This window comes from Pseudomonas sp. v388, from assembly GCF_003935425.1.
Classification (GTDB): Bacteria; Pseudomonadota; Gammaproteobacteria; order Pseudomonadales; family Pseudomonadaceae; genus Aquipseudomonas.
Genome location: NZ_RHQN01000006.1, coordinates 226,093 through 241,729 on the forward strand (window position 1 = coordinate 226,093; position 15,637 = coordinate 241,729).

Consider the following 15,637-nt stretch of genomic DNA (forward strand, 5'->3'; position numbering starts at 1 on the left):
GCAGAGCGCAAATCAAACCAGTACCAGGTTATCGCGATGGATCAGCTCAGGCTCAGCCATATAACCCAACTCACGGACGATGGCGTCCGAGGACTGACCAATGATCTTCTGCGCTTCGACCGCACTGTAATTGCTCAGGCCGCGTGCGATCTCTCGTCCGTCCGCCGCCACACAGACGACCATCTCGCCGCGACGAAAACTGCCCTGGACCAGCTTCACCCCCACCGGCAGCAAGCTTTTGTGATCCCTGGCCAGCGCTGCGACCGCACCGTCATCCAGCACCAGCGTGCCGCGCGTCTGCAAGTGCCCGGCGAGCCACTGCTTACGAGCGGCCAGCATGCCGCGCTCAGGCGACAGCAAGGTCCCGAGGCGCTCACCGCCCTTCAGGCGCGCCAGCACACGCTCGATGCGACCACCGACAATGACGGTGTGCGCACCGGAGCGCGCCGCCAGCCGCGCAGCACGCAGCTTGGTCTGCATCCCACCACGACCCAACGCACCGCCGGTACCGCCCGCGACTGCGTCCAGTGCCGGATCATCGGCACGTGCTTCGTAGATCAACCGGGCTTCGGGATTATTGCGCGGGTCGGCATCAAACATGCCATCGCGATCAGTGAGGATCACCAGCAGGTCGGCTTCCACCAGATTGGCGACCAGTGCCGCAAGCGTGTCGTTATCGCCAAAGCGAATCTCATCGGTAACGACCGTGTCATTCTCGTTGATCACCGGCACGACACCCAGCTCGACCAGCGCGCGCAACGTGCTGCGCGCGTTCAGGTAACGCTTGCGGTCGGAAAGGTCGTCATGGGTTAGCAGAATCTGTGCAGTGTGCCGACCGTGTTCCGCAAAGCTCGACTCCCAGGCCTGCACCAACCCCATCTGACCGATGGCAGCAGCGGCCTGCAACTCGTGCATGGCACTGGGTCGAACGGTCCAGCCCAGACGGCTCATCCCGGCGGCCACGGCGCCGGAAGAAACCAGGACCAGTTCGACACCCGCCTCATGCAGCGCCACCATCTGCTCGACCCATACACCCATGGCCGTGCGATCCAGCCCCTTGCCATCCGCCGTGAGCAAGGCACTTCCGATCTTCACAACCCAGCGCTGGGCGCCCGTCACTTTGCTGCGCATCATCTTCCAACCTTAGCCAGAGAGTTTTCAAATTCGGGATACAAAAACGCCGCTATCACTCGGTAGCGGCGTTCAAGTTTACTGCAAGCGATCAGTCGCGGACGTAAATGATTTCCGGACCATCTTCATCATCCACATCTTCCTCATCCCAGTCATCGTCACCGATGTCATGCACGCTCTTCACGCCGCTACGGCGCAGGGCACGCTGATCATCCAGAGCCTGCAGCTGGGCACGCGCCTCGTCTTCGATGCGCTGATCCAGCTCGGCCAGCTCTTCAGCGTAACCAGGCTCCTCAGCAATGCGCAGACTGCGCTCTTCGAGGTAACGCATGATGTCGCGAGACAACTGCTCGGTACCCTGCTTGGAGATGGCCGAAATCACGTACACCGGACCAGTCCACTCCAGGCGCTCGACGATTTCCTGCTTGCGCGCTTCCTGCTCGTCCTCGAGCAACTGGTCGCACTTGTTCAGCACCAGCCAGCGATCACGATCTGCCAGGGCCGGACTGAACTTGACCAGCTCATTGACGATGATTTCAGCCGAGTCCGCAGCGCTGGTTTCATCCAGCGGCGCCATGTCGACTAGGTGCAGCAACAGACGGGTACGCGCCAGATGTTTGAGGAAGCGAATGCCCAGGCCCGCGCCATCGGAAGCGCCTTCGATCAGACCCGGGATGTCCGCCACCACGAAGCTCTTCCAGCGATCGACACTGACCACACCCAGGTTCGGCACCAGCGTGGTGAACGGATAGTCCGCAACCTTTGGCTTGGCCGCCGAAACCGAGCGAATGAACGTGCTCTTGCCGGCATTCGGCAAGCCCAGCAGACCCACGTCCGCCAGCACTTTCAATTCCAGCTTCAGGTCACGCTGATCGCCCGGCTTGCCCGGCGTGGTCTGGCGTGGCGCACGGTTGGTGCTGGATTTGAAACGGGTGTTGCCCAATCCGTGCCAGCCGCCCTGCGCAACCATGATGCGCTGACCGGCCTTGGTCAGGTCACCGATGATTTCCTGGGTGGTCGCATCGATGATGGTGGTGCCGACCGGCACCCGCAACACCAGTTCCTCGCCCTTGCGCCCGGTGCAGTCGGTGCTGCCACCATTGGAACCGCGCTCGGCGTCGAAGTGACGAGTGTAGCGGTAGTCGACCAGGGTGTTCAGGTTTTCGTCGGCGATCATGTAGACCGAGCCGCCGTCGCCGCCGTCACCACCGTTCGGACCACCGTTCTCGATGAATTTCTCGCGACGGAAGCTCATGCAACCGTTGCCGCCGTCGCCGGCTTTTACTCGAATGGATACTTCATCTACAAATTTCATAACGCACGCCTCCCGCCACAGGGACGAGCAGAACCACATAAATTACATAAGACTCTTGCAAAGATGAGCGTTGCGATACCGATCAGAAACCAGTGACCTCAAGGGTCAACATCACAACAGCCCGCACAAACAGCTTTGCAAGAGACTCACCTACCTCTACAAACAAAAAAGCCCCGTCGCAAGACAGGGCTTTTCAGCTACTGCGTGATTACGCTGCGGAGACTTCAGTCTTCGGAACGATGCTCACGTAGCGACGACCGAAGGCGCCTTTGACCTGAAACTTGATCACGCCTTCGACTTTAGCGAACAGAGTGTGATCTTTACCCATGCCAACGCCGTAGCCAGCGTGGAATTGGGTGCCGCGCTGACGCACGATGATGTTGCCAGGAATGATAGCCTGGCCGCCATACATCTTCACACCAAGGCGTTTGGCTTCTGAGTCGCGACCGTTACGGGTACTACCACCAGCTTTTTTGTGTGCCATGAGTCAATTCTCCAAATGAGGATTAGGCTGAATTAAGCCTGAATACCTGTGATTTTGATCTCGGTGTACCACTGGCGGTGGCCCATACGCTTCATGTGGTGCTTACGACGACGGAACTTGATGATGCGAACCTTATCGTGACGACCTTGCGAAACTACTTCAGCCACGACGGTAGCGCCAGCAACCACTGGAGCACCGATATTGACGTCGTCGCCGTTACCAACCAGCAGGACGCGGTCAAAAGTGACGGATTCGCCAGTAGCGATTTCCAGTTTTTCGATTTTCAGGTATTCACCTGGGGCGACTTTGTACTGCTTGCCACCGGTAACAATTACTGCGTACATGGTATTTCTCCGAAAATCCTGCTCACCCAGCTCTTTATAAGAAGAGTATCGGCTGGCATGGCTGCACAGGGCTGGAACGGCCCGTTGTGCAATTGCGTAAGGCAGGTGCTGCCCAGGAAAGTTAGGGTGCGCGATTGTACGCAAGGACCACAGCGCTTGCAAGGGGCCGCTCGTCATGCCTTGACACGCCCTGACCCGCGACCTAGCATGCGGCGCAACCTATCCGGAGCACGTGTCGCTGATGCAACCCCAAGCCTTCTACCGCGCGGTGGCGGACGACTTTAGTGCCGTTGACCTTATCATCAAGAAGCAGCTGACGTCGCGTGTACCGCTGGTCTCGAAAATCGGCGATTACATCACGTCCGCCGGCGGCAAACGACTGCGTCCGCTGCTGGTTCTGCTGTGTGGCAAGGCGCTTGGCCGTGAAGGCGACGATCTGCGCCTGCTGGCCGCCACCATCGAATTCCTGCACACCGCCACGCTGCTGCATGACGACGTCGTCGACATGTCCGGCATGCGTCGTGGCCGCTCCACCGCCAACGCCCTGTGGGGCAATGCGCCCAGCGTACTGGTCGGCGATTTCCTTTATTCCCGCTCGTTCGAAATGATGGTCGAGCTGGGTTCGATGCCGGTCATGCAGATCCTGTCGAAGGCCACCCGCGTGATCGCCGAAGGCGAAGTGCTGCAGCTTTCCAAGGTCCGTGACGCCAGCACCACCGAAGAAACCTACATGGAGGTCATCCGCGGCAAGACCGCCATGCTGTTCGAGGCCTCTACTCACAGCGCTGCGGCTTTGTGCCAGGCGACCCCGGAGCAGAGCGAAGCGCTGCGTACCTTCGGCGATCACCTGGGCGTTGCGTTCCAGCTGGTCGACGACCTGCTCGATTACCGTGGCGATGCCGAGACTTTGGGCAAGAACGTCGGTGACGATCTGGCCGAGGGCAAGCCTACCCTGCCGCTGATCTACACCATGCGCGAAGGCACGCCCGAACAGGCGGCCCTGGTCCGCCAGGCTATTCAGAAAGGCGGCCTGGAAGATCTCGAAAGCATCCGCAATGCCGTCGAGAGCGCCGGCGCCCTGGACTACACCGCCCGGCTGGCCCGCGATTTCGCCGCACGCGCCATCGCCTGCCTGGAAACGCTGCCGCCAAGCGAGTACCGCGACGCGTTGGTGGAGCTGAGCGAATTCGCAGTAGCCCGCACGCACTGATCGATTCAGCTGCTTGAAAAGACCCGTCCTTGTGACGGGTTTTTTATTGCCATCGCGCTCCCGCTGACACGAATCAACCGTTCGGCGCAAAATGCGAATTAATCTCAAATAGAAGCTTGCTATTATCTTGATAGGAATTATTCTCATCTAACCGCTACAGGAGATGAGACATGACTTATTTGATCGATGCATGGCTGGACCGCCCACATCCTTACCTGCGTATCCTGCACCGGGAAACCGGCGAGGTGTGCGCTGTACTTGAGGAAGAAGCACTGGAGGAGCTACGGGATCAGGGCGACCTGGACGTGCACAGTCTCAGCTCAAGCGAGCCGGTGGTACTCAAGGAAATGGTGCGCAATCTGTTTCTGTTCTGCTATGCCCGGGCGTTGCGCCCGATGGGGGAGTTGCACTGAAGATGACGCCACCGCAAAGCTGATGCCGGGTGAGTCCACAGGATTCGCCCGGCAAGCATGGGTAGCCGACCAGCCGTTACAGAACGGCCAGCAGCTCCACGTCGAACACCAGCACGCTGTGCGGCGGGATGCTGCCCACGCCTTGCGCGCCGTAGGCCAGCTCGCTTGGCACGTACAGACGCCACTTGCTGCCGGCGTTCATCAGTTGCAGCGCTTCGGTCCAGCCGGCAATCACACCACCGACCGGGAATTCAGCAGGCTCGCCACGATCGTAGGAGCTGTCGAATACAGTGCCGTCGATCAGCATGCCGTGGTAGTGCGTGCGCACCTGGTCTTCACGGGTGGGCTTGGCGCCATCACCGGTGGTCAGCACTTCGAATTGCAGACCGGAAGCCAGGGTGGTCACACCTTCACGCTTGCCATTCTCAGCCAGGTAAGCCAGGCCCGCGCCCGCAGCCTGTTCGGCCTTGACGGCAGCTTCGGCCTGCATGATTTCGCGGATCGCCTTGAAGGCAGCGGACATTTCTTCCTGACCGACACGGCTCGGCTGAGCGTTGAACGCATCAGTCAGACCGGCCACGATGGCATTCAGGTCGACGCCCGGTGGCGGGTTGTCGCGCAGTTGGTCGCCCAGCTGACGGCCGATGCCGTAGCTGACGCGGGTTTCGTCGGTGGACAAATTGACTTCGGACATGACGCTGCTCCGCAGAGGGGCGCGTGTCTGTGGCGGTGCGCCCCGAATAAAAGGGCCAGCAGACTAGCACAGATGCCCTTTCAGACCCTACCGCGCCGGGTCGCAACGCTGCGACAGCTCAAGACCAGGCCGAGTGAAAAGCGATCGGCAGGCGCATCACAGAGGGTTCGCTGGCCGGCATGCCGCACAGCTCGTCATGGGCGACGGCATGCACGAGAAAGAACGGAATCACCGGCAGATCCTTGAGCAGGTCCCGCGCGTGCTCGACAGAGCGCAGGTGCAGGCTTTTGCCATCGCGGGCCTTGAGCATCCGCGACACATCATCGAGACAGACTTCCAGCAGATAGATCCCGCCTTCGATGGAAATCAGATTGAGTTCCCGCACACGCCCGGCCTGGGCGTGCTGGGTGAATTCCTGAACGTTCATGAACGAGCCTCGTCTGCGACCGGGAAGATGCCCCCCTGTTCTACAGCATCCCCAAAGCACATGCCAGAAACGCAACCGCCCGCCCGGCTCGGTTCGAGCTCAAGGCGGGCGGCATGTGCAACCGGACTCAGTGCTTGGTGACTTTATCCAGGTAACCCATTGCACAGGCAGACACCACGAAGGTCATGTGAATGATCACATACCACTTCAGGTGCTCGGCTTCGATGTTGGCGGCGTCCATGAACACCCGCAGCAGGTGGATCGAGGAGATGGCGACGATGGACGCAGCCACTTTCATCTTCAGAGAAGACGAATCCATGGTGCCCAGCCAGTTGAGCTTTTCCTTGTCTTCATCGATATCGAGCTGGGATACGAAGTTCTCGTAGCCGGAGATCATCACCATCACCAGCAGGCCGCCAACCAGGGCCATGTCGACCAGCGACAGCAGTACCAGGATCAGCTCGGCTTCAGCAAGCGCAAAGATGTTGGGCAGGACGTGGAAGATCTCCTGGAAGAACTTCAGGCCCAGCGCCAGCAATCCAAGAGAAAGGCCAAAGTAGATCGGCGCCAGCAGCCACCGCGATGCGTACATGGCATTTTCAAAAAAACGTTCCATTGCGACTCGCCAGAGAATGAAAAATGACGGGCGAGTATATCAGCGGGAACAGTCGACTCTAACCCTGCGACGAAATAACGCAGCAATCAGGCCAGTCGATCAGAAGGGAGAGGAGCGCTGGTAGCCTGACAGGTCGTTGTTGATCCGGCGCAGCTCGCTTTGCAGGTGCAGGCTCCAGATCGGGATGTCATCGCTGAGCTGGTAGCCGTGCAGTGCCAGGCTTTCAGCGATGGCGGTGAGCACGCCTTCGGCGGCGGGAAGACCGTTGAACGGCCCTTGGGATTTGATCGCCGACGGCTGTTCGCCGGACATGCCGGCGGCAAACAACAGCATCCACATGCCGTTTTCACCACACAGCGGGCGAACCGAACACTCGATTCGGGTCATCAGCCCAAGGCATTGACGGGTAAGACAGAGGCTACGCGACATGGCGAGTTCCTCGCGAGTGATAGTCTTCACCTCCCTGCTTGAGCGGAAGCGGAGGGTGCGCCGGTTTGTCCGGCCACTCTTGTGATAATTCAGGATAGAAGAAAAGTGGCGCACGGAAAGCACGCCGGATGAACGGGAGCCGGACGACCCGAAGATCGCCCGACACCCGGCCCGAAAGCGGTCAGGCCTTGAGTTCGGGTTGCAGCTGCGCAGGCTCCTTTTCCAGTTCGTCCTTGAGGTCCTCATCGCTGAGCATCTGCGAGATATCGCGCAGGCGCTCCACCACTCGTGCATTGACGCTGCCTTCGGGAAACTCGCCGTTCTCGTCGGGCTCGCCAGCCGCTTCGCCCACCAGCAGGCTCAGCGCCTCGTCAGCCTGGCTGACGGCGTAGACGTGGAACTGACCGGCGCGCACGGCTTGCAGCACGCGTTCATCCAGCATCAACGTGGCAACGTTGGCCTTGGGAATGATCGCGCCCTGCTCCCCCGTCAGACCGCGCGCTTCGCACAGCCGGAAGAAGCCTTCGATCTTCTCGTTGACGCCGCCTACCGCCTGCACTTCACCGAACTGGTTGATCGAACCGGTGATCGCAAAGCACTGCTTGAGCGGCGTGCGGGACAAGGCCGAAATCAGTGTGCAGACTTCACCCAGTGAAGCGCTGTCTCCGTCGACATAGCCGTAGGACTGTTCCAGCGCAATGCTGGCGGAAATCGCCAGCGGGAATTCCTGGGCATAGCGACTGCCCAGATACCCGGTCAGGATCATCACGCCCTTGGAATGAATCGGCTGGCCGAGGTTGACCTCGCGTTCGATATCGACAATGCCGCTGCCGCCCGGATACACCGTGGCGGAAATGCGCGCCGGCACACCAAAGGCCGAGTCCCCGACTTCCAGCACGGTCAGGCCGTTGCACTTGCCTACCGCAGCGCCGTCCGTGTCGATCAGAATGATACCGGCCAGCATGTCATCCAGAATCCGGGCGGACACGCGCCCGGTGCGAGTGGCCTTGGCTTTGAGCGCACGTTCGATATGGCCGGCATCGGTCTGTTCGTCGCTGGCCAGCTGGCGAATGAAATCCGCTTCGCTGACCAGTTGAAAAAGGTCGCCGATCCGGGCCGACAGGCGTCCCTGGTGCTCGGCCAGCCGAGCGCTGTAGGTCGCCAGGCGCGCCACGGCATCGGCGGTCAAGGGCGCCATGCCCTCCTCCGAGGTCCGCGTCTTCAACAGCTGGGCAAACTGCTCCAGGGTTTCGTCGACCATGGGAATTTCTTCGTCGAAGTCCACCAGCACCCGAAACATTTCCTGGAAGTCCGGGTCCAGGTCTTGCAGGGTGTAGTACAACGACCGCGCACCGATGATGACGATCTTGACGTTCCAGGGAATGACCTGCGGCGTCAGGGACACAGTGGCGACGCGCCCCAGCTCGCCCAGCGGTGACTCCATCTTCAATTTGCGCGACTGGAGCGTGCGCTTGAGCGCGTCCCAGACGAACGGCTCGCTGAGCATCTTCTCCGCTTCCAGAATCAGGAAACCGCCATTGGCGCGATGCAGTGCACCGGGGCGTAACTGCCGATAGGTGGTATAGAGCGCGCCCTGATCGGTGCTGTATTCGATGCGGCCAAACAGGTTGTCATAGGTCGGATGCGGTTCGAAGACTACCGGCGCGCCGCCATCATGGGTGTGACCAACCACCAGGCTGGGGCTGTATTGCTCTTCAAGCAACTTGCGCGCCTGGGCATCGGTCTTGCTGTCGTCGACCAGTTGCTCGACCACAGTCTTGAGCAGGTAAACCTGCACCGCCTGCAGGTAGGCGCAGACGGCGGCGTTCTCGGCATATTTCTCCGACAGCGGCGCCAGCAGCGGTTGCAGGGTCAGGATGATGGTTTCTTCATTGAGCTGACGCAGCTGGTTGTTCGACTCACGCTTCCACTGCGGCAGGCTGGCCAGTTCTTCGTTCAGTCGCTCTTCGAGACCGGAAATATCGTCGTGAAAGCGCTCGCGTTCGGCTTCCGGCAATTGGGAAAACTCGGCCTCGTCCAGCGCCTTGCCGTCCGCCATCGGCGTGAAGGCGATGTTGGAACTGTCGCGGTACAGCGCAATGCCCTTTTCGAGCGCCAGACGCTCGATGACATCCAGCGCCTTGTCGTAACGCTGATTGAACGCGCGATCAATGGCGCTTTTCTTCTGCTGGTAGGACGGGTGTTCGAATACTGCGGGAAATGTCGCCAGCAGGTTGTCGATCAGGCCGCCGATGTCGGCCATGAACTCGTGAGCACTGCCCGGAGGCAACTCCAGCGCCCGCGGCTCGCGCGGCTCATCGAAATTATTGACGTAGACCCAGTCCGACGGGGTCTGCATGCGCTTGGCCTCGGCCTTGAGGTAGCGCTTGACGAAGGAAAAGCGGCCGGTGCCGGGCTCGCCCATGACGAACACGTTGTAACCAGGGCGTGGCATCGCGACCCCGAACTGCAGCGCTTCTACGGCTCGCTCCTGGCCGAGTACGCCACGAAAGGGTTCCAGATCATTGGTCGTCGAAAAGCTGAACTGTTCAGCGGAAAACGGACGTGTCAGCGCGTGAGGCGCTAGACGAAGGCTGGCTGCGACAGAATCGGGCATCAGTGTTCCTTACATCAGGCGGGGCAGATGTCGGCATTCTGGCGCTCGCCGGACGCCAGTTGCAAGACAGGAAAACCCTGAATGGCTGGCGCATGCGCAAACACGGGCCACGACGAGGGTACCGACGCTTTTCGGGCAACAAATTGCAATAATCCACGGAACCCCGGGAACCTGCCTAAACTCCAACGTGCGCAGATGATTATTTGATGGCCATCTGACTTGATGAGCCGTTCGGCCTGTCATCGGTGAACCAAGTTCTGTTGTTCAAGCTGCAGAGCCAGGCACAACCAGTTTCGAGCCGGATTGCGTCAAGAACCCCGACCCTTGGTTGAATAAATAGAGAATAAGCTATGAAACGGATTCTTCTTGGTACGCTCTTCACCGCTGTTTCCATCAACGCAATGGCTCAAGCACCGGGCGGCCCGGACTGCGGCTGGGGCAACATGTTGTTCGAAGGCCAGCGCGGCACGCCGGCTCACTTCCTGGCTTCCACCACCAACGGTACGTCCGGTAACGCCACCTTCGGCATGACCTCGGGCACCAATGGCTGCTCCACCAACAGCGCGCTGACCTACGGCGGCAAGTCCTGGCTGGCCATGAATGGCATGATGGACGAGCTGTCCAAGGACATGGCCATGGGCAAGGGCGAAGCCTTGACCACCTACGCGGTCGTGTTGGGCGTTGCACCTGAAGACCGTGCGCATTTCGCCGCAGTCACCCACGAGCATTTCTCGCAGATCTTCACCAAGGCCGACGCCACTGCTGAAGACGTCCACAACAACACCAATGCGGTGCTGAAAAACGACCCGACCCTGGCCAAATACGCTACCCAGGCTTAAAGTCGCTGACCGCTCCCCGTTCCGGGGAGCGGTTCTCTCATTTCTGATCTAGTTGCCCTCTATGCTCAAACGTCTTGCGTACCTGGCGCTCTTTGTCTGCGCCCCACTGTCCGCCATGCCCCAAGTGGCGGCCGACCGTTTGCAGCAATTGGCCAACCAACCGTTCTGGCTTTCACTGGGCCACTATGAAGCCGGCAAGCTGGGCGGCTGGCGCAGCTATGTCGACGACCCCAAATTCTTTCTCGCGGCAGACGGCGCCCCTGATCCGCAAGCCGAGCTGAGCGCGACCCTCAAGGCCCTCTACGCCCCGGTCGGCGACGCTCAGGCCCACGCTCAATGCGTTTACCCGGCGCGCACTCGCTGGTTGCGCGATGAGCTGAAACTGACCGACCTTCCGGCACCGGACTGCAAGGACTACAAAAGCTGGTTCAAGGATGTTGCGCCGGACAGCACGGTGTTGATCTTTCCGGCGGCCTACCTCAACAGCCCTTCGTCGATGTTCGGCCACACGCTGCTGCGCATTGACCCGGCCAGCGCCAGGACCAACGACACCACGCTGCTCAGCTACGCAATCAACTTCGGCGCCTACATCGAGGGCATGGACAACAGCATCCTGTATGCCTGGAAAGGCCTGATGGGCGGCTATCCGGGCCTGTTCGCGCTGGTGCCCTATCAGGAAAAACTGTCGGAATACCGTAGCCTGGAGAACCGCGACCTGTGGGAATACCGGCTGAACCTGACGCCCGAGGAAACCGGGCGCATGGTCGAGCACGTCTGGGAGCTGAAACAGATCCGCTTCAGCTACTTTTTCTTCGATGAAAACTGCTCGTATCGCCTGCTCGAACTATTGCAGGTCGCAAGGCCCGGCCTGAAGCTGACAGACCAGTTCGGCCTGACCGCCATTCCGACCGATACCGTGAAAGCCATCAAGGCCGCGGGCCTTGTGGAAAAGACGGTCTATCGCCCTTCCCGTGAGCGTGAACTGCTCAGCCGCGCCGAACCGCTGAGTGATGACGAACAGCAGTGGGTCTTGAAGGTCAGCGCCGATCAGACCCGCCTCAAGGCTGCCGATTACCTTGCACTGCCCAAAGAGCGTCAGGCGCTGATCCAGGATGCGGCCTATCGCCTGGAGCGCTATCGCGCCAACGGCCTGGAGCGCGACGCTAACCGGTCCCAGCGCAGCTTCGAGCTGTTGCAGGCGATCAACCGCAACCCACCGCCGGAGCTGGACATTGCGCAGCCCGGCCTGCCCGAAGAGGGCCATGAGTCCCGCACCTGGCAGCTGGGCGTGGGCAGTCGGGATGATCGGGCATTCGCCGAATACGGCCTGCGCATGGCCTATCACGATCTGAATGACAACGCTTACGGTTTTCCGCTCGGCGCGCAGATCGAAATCCTGCAGCTCAAGTTGCGTCAATACGAAGGCAATGACTGGCAGGTTCAGCAGCTGGATCTGGCCACCATCCGCTCGTTGACGCCTCGCAATGCGCTGCTGCAACCCTGGTCATGGCAAGTCACCGGCGGCCTGGAGCGAGTGCCCGGCAAGCACGGGGATGAAAATCTGGTCAGCCATGTCAACGGTGGCGCCGGCGGCACGTGGCAGCTGGGCGATGAAGTGCTGGGCTTTGCGCTGGGCACGGCACGCCTCGAACACAACAATGACTTCGCCGAATTCATTTCGCCCGCGGCCGGGTTCAACACCGGCGTGTTGTGGCGCAATCCGCTGGGCAACCTGAGTCTGGAAGCCAAAGGCGATTACTTCGCCAATGGCGAGGTTCGCCGCAGCATCAGCCTCAACCAGCAATGGGAACTGTCGCGCAACCTGGGCCTGCGGCTTAGCGCTCAGCGCGAATTCACTCATCTGAGCTCACCGCAGAATGAAGTGATGCTCGAGGTGAAGTGGTATCACTATTGATGTCTTGCTGGCGATCTGGCGCGCAGCGGCAGCAACCATTCCTTGCACCCACCTATTTTTTACAAATAAGTCACAAATTGCCTTCTAGACTCCTCTCATACAAGAGGAAGCCACCATGAAGCTGCGTTGGGTGTTGTTGTCGCTGGCCGTCGGGCTGGCAGGTTGTCAGTCCACCCGTGATCAACTGCTGGCCGAGGGTTATCCGCCCGCGTTTGCCGACGGGTATCAGGATGGATGTGGCAGTGGCCGTCAGGCGGCCGGCGCGATTGGTGGGGAATTCAAGAAGGACGCGCCCCGCTTTCTGAAAGATTCGCTCTACTCCCAGGGCTGGGCCGATGGCTTTCGCCAATGCCAGGCCATGCAGGATAGCCGCGACAGAACGCCTGCCGGTTTGAGCGATCGGGACCGGGACTGGGAACGCGAAAAATCCCGCAGCGCCAGCGAGGCTTACCGACCGCGCTAGACATCCGACGAAACCAATCGGTTGCGCACATGGCCCAACCTCTATTGAGGGAGGAACGTTATGAGTCGCGCATTCGTCAACGAAGACAACGCCGCCGCCGATGCCAGCCAACCGGTCGAGCGTCTGGTCAGCAACCAACCCAACTACGTCACCGCCCGCGGCCTGGTGCTGCTGCAAAAGCAGGTGCGCAGTTTGCAGGTCCAGCACAGCGCCCAGACAGCATTGGGTGATACGTCCGATAAACAGCGGGTGGCGGATCTGGAACGCGATCTGCGCTACTACACCCAACGCTTGCAAACGGCTCAGGTCGTCACGCCAGCGCTGTCCACCGACAAGGTGCAGATCGGCAGCTGGGTGACCTTCGCAGATGAAGATGACAAGCGGCAGCGGGTGCAACTGGTGGGAGAAGACCAGGCCAATGCCGGTCAGGGCTTGATCAATTGGGGCTCGCCACTTGGCCGCGCTTTGCTGGGAGCGCAGGTGGGCGATGAAGTGCTGTGGAAGCGTCCGGCGGGCGATCAGATGATCGAAGTGGTGTTGATCGAGGCGGATGAGGGGTGAGTTTGACGCGTCGGCGTGAACCGTAAATCTGCTGCGTGACCAGCGGTCCCTTCGTCGGATCGCGGCCCGCAGCGGGCGGCGATACGACGAAGGGTTTTGGATTACGCCAGCTTCTTGTGACGCACGCGGTGCGGCATGGTGGCGGCCTCGCCCAGGCGTTTCTTGCGGTCGGCTTCGTACTCGGTGTAGTTGCCTTCGAAGAAGACGGCTTGCGAGTCGTCTTCGTACGCCAGGATGTGGGTAGCCACGCGGTCAAGGAACCACCGATCGTGGGAGATCACAATCGCGGCGCCCGGGAAGTCGAGCAAAGCTTCTTCCAGGGAACGCAGGGTTTCAACGTCGAGGTCGTTGGACGGTTCGTCGAGCAGCAGGACGTTGCCGCCCTCTTTGAGCGTCAGCGCCAAATGCAGACGACCGCGCTCACCACCGGACAGGTCCTTGACGAACTTCTGCTGGTCGCCACCCTTGAAGTTGAAACGACCGACGTAGGTACGCGACGGGATTTCATAGTTACCGATGCGGATCACATCCGAGCCATCGGAAACGGCCTGGAACACCGACTTGCTGCCGTCCAGATCGTCACGGCTCTGGTCCACACAGGCCAGCTGTACGGTTTCGCCGATTTCGATGCTGCCCGAATCAGGCGTTTCCTTGCCCATCAGCATGCGGAACAGGGTCGATTTACCGGCGCCGTTACCGCCGATCACGCCAACAATCGCGCCCTTGGGCATGGAGAACGACAGGTTGTCGATCAGCACGCGGTCGCCATAGCCTTTGGTGACGTTCTTGAATTCGATGACCTTGTCACCCAGACGCGGACCGGCCGGGATGTAGATCTCGTTGGTCTCACTGCGCTTCTGAAATTCCTGCGACTGCATTTCTTCGAAGCGTTGCAGACGAGCCTTGGACTTGGACTGACGTGCCTTGGCGCCCTTGCGGACCCATTCCAGCTCGTCCTTCATGGCCTTCTCGTGAGCGCTCTGCTGCTTGGATTCCTGGGCCAGACGATCCGACTTGGCTTCCAGCCAGCCCGAATAGTTGCCTTCGTAAGGAATGCCGGCGCCGCGGTCCAGTTCCAGAATCCAGCCGGCAACATTGTCCAGGAAGTAACGGTCGTGCGTGATCGCAACCACGGTGCCCGGGAAGTCGTGCAGGAAGTGTTCGAGCCAGGCCACCGAGTCGGCGTCCAGGTGGTTGGTCGGCTCGTCGAGCAGCAGCATGTCCGGCGCAGACAGCAGCAGGCGGCACAGCGCCACGCGGCGCTTCTCACCACCAGACAGCACGGACACCTTGGCGTCCCAGGCCGGTAGACGCAGCGCATCGGCGGCGACTTCCAGCTGACGCTCTAGGTTGTGACCGTCACTGGCCTGCAGGATCGCTTCCAGCTTGGCCTGCTCGGCCGCCAGCTTGTCGAAGTCGGCGTCCGGCTCGGCGTATTCGGCGTAGACCTGGTCCAGACGCGCCTGGGCGTCCTTGATGACGCTGACCGCTTCCTCGACCACTTCACGAACGGTCTTGTTGGGGTCAAGCTGTGGCTCTTGCGGCAGATAACCTACGTTGAGCTCCGGCATCGGACGCGCTTCGCCGTCGAACTCGGTGTCGACGCCGGCCATGATTTTCAACAGGGTCGACTTGCCCGAACCGTTGAGGCCCAGTACGCCGATCTTGGCGCCGGGGAAAAAAGACAGGGAAATGTTCTTCAGGATTTCACGCTTCGGCGGCACAACTTTGCTCAGCCGATGCATGGTGTAGACGTATTGAGCCATGGAATGAAAACCTAGCGTCTGCGATAAGGAGGGATGAGACGGAGCCCAAGGACACCACTAAAAACTACCTGCGTTGCCATCGCTGCTTTGAAAACAGGCTCAAAATGCTCATTTACAACCGGTAAACTGCGCTTTTTCGCCTGTTCTTGCCTTGCGCTGACTGCCTTGCCTACGTTTTTAGAGCACCCTTGTGGCCCTGCCCTGAAAAAAGCTTTTATTTGCCTGCCGGACTTGCCGCCCGGGCATTCCGCGCCTTGAATCAAGGCAGGCGGGAAACCGACTTCGGCATGCGGGCAGATCTGAAACTGGATCGATATGTGCACACAGTGGATTCACTAATGCAGGAGTCGGACTTGCGTAAAGCTACCCGAATGCAGCCTGCAGGGCAAACGATCCGGCCAACGGGGTCTGGC

General features: G+C 60.3%; 16 protein-coding genes. 6 read left to right on the forward strand and 10 right to left on the reverse strand.

What is annotated here, in order from left to right; all coding sequences use genetic code 11:
• Positions 1–12 precede the first annotated feature (12 nt).
• The 4 genes from proB to rplU form a co-directional block, all read right to left on the reverse strand.
• On the reverse strand, positions 13–1,131 hold the full coding sequence (proB, locus tag EGJ27_RS15920) for a glutamate 5-kinase (protein WP_125831892.1): 1,119 nt from the start codon (positions 1,129–1,131) through the stop codon (positions 13–15).
• 91 nt (positions 1,132–1,222) lie between these two features.
• Positions 1,223–2,446: an Obg family GTPase CgtA gene (gene cgtA / locus EGJ27_RS15925; RefSeq protein WP_125831704.1), complete on the reverse strand. Its 1,224-nt coding sequence runs from the start codon at positions 2,444–2,446 to the stop codon at positions 1,223–1,225.
• Positions 2,447–2,654: 208 nt separating this feature from the next.
• Positions 2,655–2,930 carry a 50S ribosomal protein L27 gene (rpmA, locus tag EGJ27_RS15930; protein ID WP_002551972.1) on the reverse strand — a complete coding sequence of 92 codons (276 nt, stop codon included), beginning with the start codon at positions 2,928–2,930 and terminating at the stop codon, positions 2,655–2,657.
• A gap of 32 nt (positions 2,931–2,962) precedes the next feature.
• Entirely contained in the window at positions 2,963–3,274 is a 312-nt protein-coding gene (gene rplU / locus EGJ27_RS15935; protein WP_002551971.1) for a 50S ribosomal protein L21, read from the reverse strand.
• Between the two features lie 241 nt (positions 3,275–3,515).
• Between rplU and EGJ27_RS15940 the strand changes: the two genes are divergently transcribed.
• Together EGJ27_RS15940 and EGJ27_RS15945 are read left to right on the forward strand one after the other, a co-directional pair.
• On the forward strand, positions 3,516–4,484 hold the full coding sequence (locus tag EGJ27_RS15940; RefSeq protein WP_125831705.1) for a polyprenyl synthetase family protein: 969 nt from the start codon (positions 3,516–3,518) through the stop codon (positions 4,482–4,484).
• Positions 4,485–4,654: 170 nt separating this feature from the next.
• On the forward strand, positions 4,655–4,897 hold the full coding sequence (locus tag EGJ27_RS15945) for a hypothetical protein (RefSeq protein ID WP_125831706.1): 243 nt from the start codon (positions 4,655–4,657) through the stop codon (positions 4,895–4,897).
• Positions 4,898–4,973: 76 nt separating this feature from the next.
• Here EGJ27_RS15945 and EGJ27_RS15950 read toward each other — a convergent pair whose 3' ends face one another.
• The 5 genes from EGJ27_RS15950 to EGJ27_RS15970 all read right to left on the reverse strand — a co-directional run bounded on the left by EGJ27_RS15950 (position 4,974) and on the right by EGJ27_RS15970 (position 9,680).
• Entirely contained in the window at positions 4,974–5,591 is a 618-nt protein-coding gene (locus EGJ27_RS15950) for an FKBP-type peptidyl-prolyl cis-trans isomerase (protein WP_125831707.1), read from the reverse strand.
• A 118-nt stretch (positions 5,592–5,709) separates the two neighbouring features.
• Positions 5,710–6,018 carry a DUF6482 family protein gene (locus tag EGJ27_RS15955; RefSeq protein WP_125831708.1) on the reverse strand — a complete coding sequence of 103 codons (309 nt, stop codon included), beginning with the start codon at positions 6,016–6,018 and terminating at the stop codon, positions 5,710–5,712.
• Between the two features lie 127 nt (positions 6,019–6,145).
• On the reverse strand, positions 6,146–6,634 hold the full coding sequence (locus EGJ27_RS15960; RefSeq protein ID WP_125831709.1) for a TIGR00645 family protein: 489 nt from the start codon (positions 6,632–6,634) through the stop codon (positions 6,146–6,148).
• Positions 6,635–6,733: 99 nt separating this feature from the next.
• Positions 6,734–7,063, reverse strand: coding sequence for a hypothetical protein (locus EGJ27_RS15965; RefSeq protein WP_125831710.1), 330 nt, complete (start codon positions 7,061–7,063; stop codon positions 6,734–6,736).
• A gap of 181 nt (positions 7,064–7,244) precedes the next feature.
• Positions 7,245–9,680, reverse strand: coding sequence for a Lon protease family protein (locus EGJ27_RS15970; protein WP_125831711.1), 2,436 nt, complete (start codon positions 9,678–9,680; stop codon positions 7,245–7,247).
• 350 nt (positions 9,681–10,030) lie between these two features.
• Between EGJ27_RS15970 and EGJ27_RS15975 the strand changes: the two genes are divergently transcribed.
• The 4 genes from EGJ27_RS15975 to EGJ27_RS15990 all read left to right on the forward strand — a co-directional run bounded on the left by EGJ27_RS15975 (position 10,031) and on the right by EGJ27_RS15990 (position 13,458).
• On the forward strand, positions 10,031–10,519 hold the full coding sequence (locus EGJ27_RS15975) for a DUF3015 domain-containing protein (RefSeq protein WP_125831712.1): 489 nt from the start codon (positions 10,031–10,033) through the stop codon (positions 10,517–10,519).
• A 61-nt stretch (positions 10,520–10,580) separates the two neighbouring features.
• Positions 10,581–12,434, forward strand: coding sequence for a DUF4105 domain-containing protein (locus tag EGJ27_RS15980; protein WP_125831713.1), 1,854 nt, complete (start codon positions 10,581–10,583; stop codon positions 12,432–12,434).
• 115 nt (positions 12,435–12,549) lie between these two features.
• Entirely contained in the window at positions 12,550–12,897 is a 348-nt protein-coding gene (locus EGJ27_RS15985; RefSeq protein WP_125831714.1) for a hypothetical protein, read from the forward strand.
• Between the two features lie 60 nt (positions 12,898–12,957).
• The gene (locus EGJ27_RS15990) at positions 12,958–13,458 is read left to right on the forward strand and encodes a GreA/GreB family elongation factor (RefSeq protein WP_125831715.1); all 501 of its coding nucleotides are present in this window, start codon (positions 12,958–12,960) and stop codon (positions 13,456–13,458) included.
• Between the two features lie 101 nt (positions 13,459–13,559).
• Here EGJ27_RS15990 and ettA read toward each other — a convergent pair whose 3' ends face one another.
• Positions 13,560–15,224: an energy-dependent translational throttle protein EttA gene (gene ettA, locus EGJ27_RS15995; protein ID WP_125831716.1), complete on the reverse strand. Its 1,665-nt coding sequence runs from the start codon at positions 15,222–15,224 to the stop codon at positions 13,560–13,562.
• Positions 15,225–15,637 lie beyond the last annotated feature (413 nt).

Bases quoted from the DNA above. Each gene is read 5' to 3' on its own strand.
- ettA (WP_125831716.1), bottom strand. From the start codon at position 15,224: ATGGCTCAATACGTCTACACCATGCATCGGCTGAGCAAAGTTGTGCCG.
- EGJ27_RS15970 (WP_125831711.1), bottom strand. From the start codon at position 9,680: ATGCCCGATTCTGTCGCAGCCAGCCTTCGTCTAGCGCCTCACGCGCTG.
- EGJ27_RS15955 (WP_125831708.1), bottom strand. From the start codon at position 6,018: ATGAACGTTCAGGAATTCACCCAGCACGCCCAGGCCGGGCGTGTGCGG.
- EGJ27_RS15965 (WP_125831710.1), bottom strand. From the start codon at position 7,063: ATGTCGCGTAGCCTCTGTCTTACCCGTCAATGCCTTGGGCTGATGACC.
- EGJ27_RS15975 (WP_125831712.1), top strand. From the start codon at position 10,031: ATGAAACGGATTCTTCTTGGTACGCTCTTCACCGCTGTTTCCATCAAC.
- EGJ27_RS15945 (WP_125831706.1), top strand. From the start codon at position 4,655: ATGACTTATTTGATCGATGCATGGCTGGACCGCCCACATCCTTACCTG.
- EGJ27_RS15950 (WP_125831707.1), bottom strand. From the start codon at position 5,591: ATGTCCGAAGTCAATTTGTCCACCGACGAAACCCGCGTCAGCTACGGC.
- EGJ27_RS15985 (WP_125831714.1), top strand. From the start codon at position 12,550: ATGAAGCTGCGTTGGGTGTTGTTGTCGCTGGCCGTCGGGCTGGCAGGT.
- proB (WP_125831892.1), bottom strand. From the start codon at position 1,131: ATGCGCAGCAAAGTGACGGGCGCCCAGCGCTGGGTTGTGAAGATCGGA.
- EGJ27_RS15960 (WP_125831709.1), bottom strand. From the start codon at position 6,634: ATGGAACGTTTTTTTGAAAATGCCATGTACGCATCGCGGTGGCTGCTG.
- EGJ27_RS15940 (WP_125831705.1), top strand. From the start codon at position 3,516: ATGCAACCCCAAGCCTTCTACCGCGCGGTGGCGGACGACTTTAGTGCC.
- EGJ27_RS15980 (WP_125831713.1), top strand. From the start codon at position 10,581: ATGCTCAAACGTCTTGCGTACCTGGCGCTCTTTGTCTGCGCCCCACTG.
- EGJ27_RS15990 (WP_125831715.1), top strand. From the start codon at position 12,958: ATGAGTCGCGCATTCGTCAACGAAGACAACGCCGCCGCCGATGCCAGC.
- cgtA (WP_125831704.1), bottom strand. From the start codon at position 2,446: ATGAAATTTGTAGATGAAGTATCCATTCGAGTAAAAGCCGGCGACGGC.
- rplU (WP_002551971.1), bottom strand. From the start codon at position 3,274: ATGTACGCAGTAATTGTTACCGGTGGCAAGCAGTACAAAGTCGCCCCA.
- rpmA (WP_002551972.1), bottom strand. From the start codon at position 2,930: ATGGCACACAAAAAAGCTGGTGGTAGTACCCGTAACGGTCGCGACTCA.